Genomic DNA, 6,623 nt, shown 5'->3' with positions numbered 1-6,623 from the left:
CCCTCCGCCCCTTCCGTCTCGGCGCCTGCCCCCACCCAGGCCGAGCTGCTCGCGTTCGTACGCCGGGTCGCCGCCGACACGCGTCTGATCGACTCCCTCCCGCTGGACCCGGAGGGCCGTACCTGGGTACGGCTCGACGGTCCCGGCGGCAGCGAGGCGTGGCTGATCGGCTGGCCGCCCGGCGCGGGCACCGGCTGGCACGACCATGCCGACTCCCTCGGCGCCTTCCTCACCGCGCGCGGTGAGCTGACGGAGAACTCTCTGGCGGCTCGGCTGCCCACCGACGGCTGGAAGACCCTGGAGCTGACCGACGGCGTGGACCGGGTTCGGCGGCTGCCGGCGGGACGCGGCCGGTCCTTCGGCCGGCATCACGTCCACGAGGTCCTCAACGAGTCCGGCACCGAGCACGCGGTCTCCGTCCACGCCTACTACCCGCCGCTGCCCCGGATCCGCCGCTACAGCCGGACCGGTCAGGTGCTGCGCCTGGAGCAGGTCGAGCACCCGGAGGACTGGCAGTGAGCGAGGAACGGCCGGTCGGCATCGACGAGTTGCTGGAGCGGGTGCGCGCGGGCTACGCGCGCGTGGCGCCCCGCGAGGCGTACGAGGCGGCCCGCTCGGGTGAGGCGCTGCTGGTGGACATCCGCTATGCGGCTCTGCGGGAGCGGGACGGGCTGATCCCCGGTGCGGTGGTCGTGGAGCGCAACGAGCTGGAGTGGCGGCTGGACCCGCAGGGCAGTCACCGTCTTCCCGAGGCCACGGACCATGATCTGCGGGTGGTGGTGATCTGCAACGAGGGGTACGCCTCGACGCTGGCCGCCGAGTCCCTGCACCGACTGGGACTGCACCGGGCGACGGATCTGACGGGCGGTTTCCAGGCGTGGCGGGCGGCGGGCCTGCCGGTCACGAGCTGACGGGTGGTACGCACCCCCTGCCGTGCCCGGGTCAGAAGCCCTCCCCCTCCAGGAACTCGGTGTCCTCGCCCTCTTCCTCCAGTGCCTGCCGGACGACTCTGAGGGCCATGCCCTCGGGGTAGCCCTTGCGGGCCAGCATCCCGGCGAGGCGGCGCAGGCGCTTGTCCCGGTCGAGGCCGCGGGTGGCGCGCAGCTTGCGGGCGACCAGGTCGCGGGCGGTCGCCTCCTCCTGTTCCGTGTCGAGCTGGGAGACGGCCTCGTCGATGAGCGCCGCGTCGACGCCCTTGGTGCGCAGCTCCCGGGCGAGCGCGCGGCGCGCCAGCCCCCGGCCGTGGTGCCGGGACTCCACCCATGCGTCCGCGAACGCGGCGTCGTCGATCAGCCCGACCTCCTCGAACCGCGACAGCACCTGTTCGGCGGCCTCGTCGGGGATCTCCCGCTTGCGCAGGGCGTCGGCGAGCTGCTTGCGGGTGCGCGGGGTCCCGGTGAGCAGGCGCAGGCAGATCGCCCGTGCCCGCTCCACCGGGTCCCCCGGGGGCGGCTCCTCCTCGGCCCTCGACGAGGGAGAAGCGCCTCCGTCCTCGCCGGACGGCCGCCGTGTGGAGCCGCGCCGCCGGCGCCCGCGTCCGCCACGGCCGCGGGTGTCCTGATCGGGCGGCTCCTGCCCGGCGCCGTGCCGCCCGTCGCTGTCGTCGTACCACCCGTCGGGGCCGCTGCTTCCCCAGGCGGGCGGGGCGTCCTCGGCCCAGTCGGTTCGCCGTGTCATGGACTAGCTCTTGGCAGCCGCGGCCTTGGTCTTGGGCGCCTTGGCCGCCGCCGGAACCGCCTTGGCGTCGCCCGCGGCCGGGGAGACCGCCGCGTCCGCGCCGGGCTCGGCGGCGGGTTCCTCGGTGCGGACGCCGACGCCCAGCTTCTCCTTGATCTTCTTCTCGATCTCGTTGGCCAGGTCCGGGTTGTCCTTGAGGAAGTTGCGGGCGTTCTCCTTGCCCTGGCCGAGCTGGTCGCCCTCGTACGTGTACCAGGCGCCGGCCTTGCGGATGAAGCCGTGCTCCACGCCCATGTCGATCAGGCCGCCCTCGCGGCTGATGCCCTCGCCGTAGAGGATGTCGAACTCGGCCTGCTTGAAGGGCGGCGCGACCTTGTTCTTGACGACCTTGCAGCGGGTGCGGTTGCCGACCGCCTCCGTGCCGTCCTTCAGGGTCTCGATACGGCGGATATCGATACGCACCGAGGCGTAGAACTTCAGCGCGCGGCCACCGGTCGTCGTCTCCGGGGAGCCGAACATCACGCCGATCTTCTCGCGGAGCTGGTTGATGAAGATCGCGGTGGTCTTCGACTGGTTGAGCGCGCTGGTGATCTTCCGCAGCGCCTGGCTCATCAGGCGGGCCTGGAGGCCGACGTGGCTGTCGCCCATCTCGCCCTCGATCTCCGCGCGCGGGACGAGCGCGGCGACGGAGTCGATGACGATGAGGTCGAGGGCGCCGGAGCGGACCAGCATGTCCACGATCTCCAGGGCCTGCTCGCCGTTGTCCGGCTGGGAGAGGATCAGGTTGTCGATGTCGACGCCGAGCTTCTTCGCGTACTCGGGGTCGAGGGCGTGCTCCGCGTCCACGAACGCCACCTGGCCGCCGGCCTTCTGGGCGTTCGCCACGGCGTGCAGGGTCAGCGTGGTCTTGCCGGAGGACTCCGGTCCGTAGATCTCGACGACACGGCCGCGGGGCAGGCCGCCGACGCCGAGGGCCACGTCGAGCGCGGTCGACCCGGTCGGGATGACCTCGATGGGCTCCTTCGACCGCTCGCCCATGCGCATGACCGCGCCTTTGCCGAATTGCCGTTCAATCTGTGCGAGCGCGGCGTCCAGGGCCTTCTCGCGGTCGGTTCCTGCCATGGGTTCCACCCGGTTTGCTTGAGTCGATCGCTTCACGTCAAAGACGCTAACGCCTGCCACTGACAATGCGCCCCGACGCTTCTCCGGCCTGTGGATAACTCGGGTTCAAATCTGCCGAAACCGGCACGAAGGTCTCACCCGAGAGCCTCGCCGGAAGCTCCATCAGAATAGATGTTCGATTTCCGTGTCAAGCGCACCACGCCCACCCGGCGCCCCCCGCCCCCACCTTGGCCCAACGCCCATCGCAACAAGGGGCCCGGCACGGGGTTGGGCCGCGCAGCCCCCGCGCTGACGGGGTGCCTCCCCCGAAGGGGGTACCCCCAGCGGCACGACTGCCCGCAGCTACGCAAGCACGCGCCCCGCCGCTGCGTCGCCCGCTACCTGTATGTGCGACGGCGGACAGCCGCCCGCGGCGGGAAGGGGGCGTGCCGGGGGTGCCCGCCCGCAGCGTGCGGCGAAAACGCCCGGCACGAAGGTGAGGCACCGAGGACGGACACCCCCCGGCGCGCACCCGACCCACCCACCGCCAGCAGGCGCTACCGCAACCACGCACCCACCGAAACAGGCCGCCGCAGGCACTCAGGGGCGCGGGGAACTGCGCGAACACCCCCCACCGGCCCGCAGGTGAAACACGATGGCCCAGCCAAAACAGGGGCGCGGGGAACTGCGCACCAAGCCCCCACCGGCCCGCGGTGAACAACGAAACCCCAGGCACCCCAAAAGGGGCGCGCGGAACCACGCAAACGCCCCGCCGGCCGAAGGCGAGCGCGCGCAACCACGCAAACGCCCCGCCGGCCGAAGGCGGGCGGCGCCCGCATCCGCACGTCATGTCGTCGTAACCGGCGATTCAGACAGGCTTGCGACCCTCACCCAATGACACCCCCCGCACACTCCGACGCGCCTGTATCGCCCCAGGCGCGGAAGAATGGGTTCATGAGGCAGCCCGACACCCAGGCCCAGGTCCAGGCCGAGCAGGACCAGCAGGTCAAGCAGGTCAAACAGGCGGAGCAAGCCAAGCAGGTCAAGCACGCCAAGCCGGTCAAGCCGGGAAAGCAGGCCGAGCAGACGCAGCCTGCGGAACCGACGCGCGCTGCCCGGCCCGCGACGCCCGCCCCGCATCCGTCGCCTCAGCCCTCCGTCGGCTCCATAGCCGCCCACCGCCCCCACACGGTCACGGCGATCGCCTCCGACCTGGAACCGGACCTCGACGCGGACCTCGACGTGTACGAGGAGTCACAGTCCGGCGACGTCGAGTTGCCCCAGGGCCGTTTCCTCGACCGCGAGCGCAGCTGGCTGGCGTTCAACGAGCGGGTGCTCGAACTCGCCGAGGACCCCTCCACCCCGCTTCTGGAGCGCGCGAACTTCCTGGCGATCTTCGCCAGCAACCTGGACGAGTTCTTCATGGTCCGCGTCGCCGGCCTGAAGCGCCGTATCGCCACCGGTGTCGCCACCCGCTCCGCGTCCGGCCTTCAGCCGCGCGAGGTGCTGGAGATGATCTGGGCCCGCTCGCGTGAGCTGATGGCACGGCACGCCGCCTGCTTCCACGAGGACGTCGCGCCCGCCCTGGCCGACGAGGGCATCCACCTGGTCCGCTGGAGCGAGCTGGCGGAGAAGGAGCAGGCCCGCCTGTTCACGCTGTTCCGGCACCAGATCTTCCCGGTGCTGACGCCTCTCGCGGTGGACCCGGCGCACCCGTTCCCGTACATCTCGGGTCTGAGCCTCAACCTGGCGGTCGTCGTACGCAACCCGGTGAGCGGGCACCGCCACTTCGCGCGCGTGAAGGTGCCGCCGCTGCTGTCCCGTTTCCTGGAGGCCTCCCCGGGCCGTTACGTCCCTATCGAGGATGTCATCGCGGCGCACCTGGAGGAGTTGTTCCCGGGCATGGAGGTGCTGGAGCACCACGCGTTCCGCCTCACCCGCAACGAGGACCTGGAGGTCGAGGAGGACGACGCGGAGAACCTCCTCCAGGCGCTGGAGAAGGAACTGATGCGGCGCCGTTTCGGCCCGCCGGTCCGCCTGGAGGTGGAGGAGTCCATCGACCGCGAGGTGCTGGACCTCCTCGTCCGCGAGCTGAAGATCTCCGAGGCGGAGGTGTATCCGCTGCCGGGCCCGCTGGACCTCACCGGACTGTTCCGCATCCACAGCCTGGACCGGCCGGAGCTGAAGTACCCGAAGTTCATCGCGGGCACCCACCGTGACCTGGCCGAGGTGGAGTCGGCGTCGGCGCCGGACATCTTCGCCGCGCTGCGCCAGCGGGACGTGCTGCTGCACCACCCGTACGACTCGTTCTCCACGTCCGTGCAGGCGTTCCTGGAGCAGGCGGCGGCCGACCCGGACGTGCTGGCGATCAAGCAGACGCTGTACCGCACCTCGGGCGACTCGCCGATAGTGGACGCGCTGATCGACGCGGCCGAGGCGGGCAAGCAGGTGCTGGTCCTCGTCGAGATCAAGGCCCGCTTCGACGAGCACGCGAACATCAAGTGGGCGCGCAAGCTGGAGGAGGCCGGCTGCCACGTCGTCTACGGCCTGGTCGGGCTGAAGACGCACTGCAAGCTGTCCCTCGTGGTCCGCCAGGAGGGCGAGACGCTGCGCCGGTACAGCCATGTCGGCACCGGCAACTACCACCCGAAGACGGCCCGCCTCTACGAGGACCTGGGCCTGCTCACCGCCGACCCGCAGGTCGGCGCGGACCTGTCCGACCTGTTCAACCGTCTCTCCGGCTACTCCCGCCGGGAGACCTATCGTCGCCTCCTCGTCGCCCCCAAGTCCCTGCGGGACGGCCTGATCTCACGGATCAACAAGGAGGTGCAGCACCACCGCGCCGGGCGTCCCGCGTACGTCCGTATCAAGGTCAACTCGATGGTCGACGAGGCCGTCATCGACTCCCTGTACCGGGCGTCGCAGGCGGGCGTCCCCGTCGATGTGTGGGTGCGCGGCATCTGCGCGCTGCGCCCCGGCGTGGCGGGCCTGTCGGAGAACATCCGCGTCCGCTCGATCCTCGGCCGTTTCCTGGAGCACTCCCGCATCTTCGCGTTCGGCAACGGCGGCGAGCCGGAGGTGTGGATCGGCAGCGCCGACATGATGCACCGCAACCTCGACCGCCGTATCGAGGCACTGGTACGGGTCGTCGACCCCGGTCACCGGGCGGCCCTGAACCGGCTGCTGGAGACGGGCATGTCCGACTCCACCGCCTCGTGGCATCTGGGCCCGGACGGCGAGTGGACCCGGCACGCCACCGACCAGGACGGTCAGCCCCTGCGCAACATCCAGGAGATGCTCATAGACGCCCGGAGGCGCCGGCGTGGCACAGCGACACCATGACCGGCCGGCCCCGGTGACGGGCGAGGCTCTCGCGGCCCATCTCCGCGCGCAGGCCAGGGAGTTCCTCCACGCGCTGCGCCCGCACCGGGAGTCCGCCGGCTGGAGCGGCGGCGCTGAGGGCGCACCGAACGCGGTACGCGCCCTGCGCCGCGCGGCCCGCCGTATCACTGCCGGCCTGCACACCTACCGCCCCCTGCTCGACCCGGCCTGGTCGGAGGAGGTCTGCCCGGAACTGGCGTGGCTGTCGGGCACGTTGGCGACGGAGTACGCGTACGAGGCGCGGCTGCACCGCCTGCTGACGGCGCTTCACCGCCTGTCGGGCGGCACGACCGTGACCGTGCCCGGACAGCTGCCCCCCACCCCCCGACCCGATTCCGTGCCCGATACGCACACCACGCCCACCACGCCCACCACGCACGCCCCTGACTCCCCCACGACCCGCACCGCCGACACCGCCCTTACGACCCTCACGCCTCCGGCACCCCCAGCACCCCCCACACCCC

The 6,623-nt window shown here is 71.5% G+C and carries 6 protein-coding genes; 4 read left to right on the top strand and 2 right to left on the bottom strand.

Going from position 1 to position 6,623, the window contains the following annotated elements; all coding sequences use genetic code 11:
- Both MTQ10_RS26110 and MTQ10_RS26105 read left to right on the top strand, forming a co-directional pair.
- The coding region (locus tag MTQ10_RS26110) for a cysteine dioxygenase (protein ID WP_247472613.1) at positions 1–519 on the top strand (519 nt) is incomplete at its 5' end.
- Positions 516–911 carry a rhodanese-like domain-containing protein gene (locus tag MTQ10_RS26105; protein WP_374117693.1) on the top strand — a complete coding sequence of 132 codons (396 nt, stop codon included), beginning with the start codon at positions 516–518 and terminating at the stop codon, positions 909–911. The genes MTQ10_RS26110 and MTQ10_RS26105, both read left to right, overlap by 4 nt.
- A 31-nt stretch (positions 912–942) precedes the next feature.
- Here the strand turns inward: MTQ10_RS26105 and recX are convergent, their stop codons facing one another.
- Positions 943–1,677, bottom strand: coding sequence for a recombination regulator RecX (gene recX / locus MTQ10_RS26100; RefSeq protein ID WP_247472612.1), 735 nt, complete (start codon positions 1,675–1,677; stop codon positions 943–945).
- 3 nt (positions 1,678–1,680) lie between these two features.
- Positions 1,681–2,799: a recombinase RecA gene (gene recA, locus MTQ10_RS26095; protein WP_247472611.1), complete on the bottom strand. Its 1,119-nt coding sequence runs from the start codon at positions 2,797–2,799 to the stop codon at positions 1,681–1,683.
- An 873-nt stretch (positions 2,800–3,672) separates the two neighbouring features.
- Here recA and MTQ10_RS26090 point away from each other — a divergent pair.
- Both MTQ10_RS26090 and MTQ10_RS26085 read left to right on the top strand, forming a co-directional pair.
- Positions 3,673–6,120 carry an RNA degradosome polyphosphate kinase gene (locus MTQ10_RS26090; protein ID WP_247472610.1) on the top strand — a complete coding sequence of 816 codons (2,448 nt, stop codon included), beginning with the start codon at positions 3,673–3,675 and terminating at the stop codon, positions 6,118–6,120.
- Positions 6,101–6,623 (top strand): CHAD domain-containing protein (locus tag MTQ10_RS26085; RefSeq protein ID WP_247472609.1); only part of this gene is annotated, 523 nt, incomplete at its 3' end. The genes MTQ10_RS26090 and MTQ10_RS26085, both read left to right, overlap by 20 nt.

The sequence above is a fragment of the Streptomyces sp. XM83C genome (assembly GCF_023072675.1).
Taxonomy (GTDB): domain Bacteria; phylum Actinomycetota; class Actinomycetes; order Streptomycetales; family Streptomycetaceae; genus Streptomyces; species Streptomyces thermocoprophilus.
This window is presented reverse-complemented; position numbering and strand designations above follow the sequence as displayed.

Excerpts from the sequence above, each read along its gene's own strand:
- recX (WP_247472612.1), bottom strand. The coding sequence starts at position 1,677 with ATGACACGGCGAACCGACTGGGCCGAGGACGCCCCGCCCGCCTGGGGA.
- recA (WP_247472611.1), bottom strand. The coding sequence starts at position 2,799 with ATGGCAGGAACCGACCGCGAGAAGGCCCTGGACGCCGCGCTCGCACAG.
- MTQ10_RS26090 (WP_247472610.1), top strand. The coding sequence starts at position 3,673 with ATGACACCCCCCGCACACTCCGACGCGCCTGTATCGCCCCAGGCGCGG.